At 68.7% G+C, this 1,171-nt stretch carries 2 protein-coding genes; both read left to right on the top strand.

Annotation, left to right across the window (positions count from 1 at the left end):
* Positions 1-939, top strand: a 939-nt coding sequence (locus NOD94_RS41115) for a vitamin B12 dependent-methionine synthase activation domain-containing protein (RefSeq protein ID WP_281211351.1), incomplete at its 5' end; no start/stop codon positions are given.
* A gap of 35 nt (positions 940-974) precedes the next feature.
* Positions 975-1,171, top strand: a 197-nt coding sequence (locus NOD94_RS41120) for an adenosylhomocysteinase (RefSeq protein ID WP_281211352.1), incomplete at its 3' end; no start/stop codon positions are given.

Below are 1,171 nucleotides of genomic sequence, written 5' to 3' on the forward strand. Positions count from 1 at the left end.
CTACGCCTCATGGACGCCCTCATGGGCGTCAAACGCGGCGTCCCCGGCGCCACCCTCCCCGAACTCAAGCAACGCCGCGTCGCCAAGCGGGACACGCCCGTCCTCCAGGTCGACGAGCCGGAGGAGCCGGGCGGCCGGTCCGATGTGGCCGTGGACAACCCCGTCCCCACCCCGCCGTTCCTCGGTACTCGGGTGGTCAAGGGGATCCAGCTCAAGGAGTACGCGGGGTGGCTCGACGAGAACGCCCTGTTCAAGGGCCAGTGGGGGCTGAAGGACGCCGGTTCCATCGAGGCGGAGGGTCGGCCGCGGCTCCGGGGATGGCTGGACCGCCTGCACACGGAACAGCTCCTGGAGGCCGCGGTCGTCCACGGCTACTTCCCGTGCGTCTCCAAGGGCGACGACCTGATCGTCCTCGACGAGGACGGTGGGGAACGCACCCGCTTCACCTTCCCGCGCCAGACCCGCGGTCGTCGGTTGTGCCTCGCGGACTTCATCCGCCCCGAGGAGTCCGGAGAGGTCGACGTCATCGGCTTCCAGGTGGTGACCGTCGGCTCCCGGATCGGCGAGGCCACGGCCAAGCTGTTCGAGGCGAACGCCTACCGGGAGTACATGGAGCTGCACGGGCTTTCCGTCCAGCTCGCCGAGGCACTGGCCGAGTACTGGCACGCCCGCGTCCGCTCCGACCTGGGGATCTCCGCCGCCGACCCGGCCTCCGTCGACGGGATGTTCCGTACCGAGTACCAGGGCTGCCGATACTCCCTGGGCTACCCGGCCTGCCCCGACCTGGAGGACCGCGCGAAGATCGCCGACCTGCTGCGACCGGAGCGGATCGGTGTCCACCTCTCGGAGGAGTTCCAGCTCCACCCCGAACAGTCCACCGACGCCATCGTCATCCACCACCCCGAAGCCAATTACTTCAATGCGGGAGGCCGCCGATGACCGCCGGCCCCGTACACCTCCAAGGAGCACACGCCATGCCTGCCGACTTCACGGACTTCAAGGTTGCCGATCCGTCCCTTGCCGCGTTCGGGCGGAAGGAGATCACCCTTGCCGAGCACGAGATGCCGGGGTTGATGTCGATCCGGCGTGAGTACGCCGGGGCGCAGCCGTTGGCGGGTGCGCGGATCATGGGTTCGTTGCACATGACGGTGCAGACGGCGGTGTTGATCGA

The sequence above is a fragment of the Streptomyces sp. Isolate_45 genome, from assembly GCF_024721315.2.
In the GTDB taxonomy this organism is placed as follows: Bacteria; Actinomycetota; Actinomycetes; order Streptomycetales; family Streptomycetaceae; genus Streptomyces.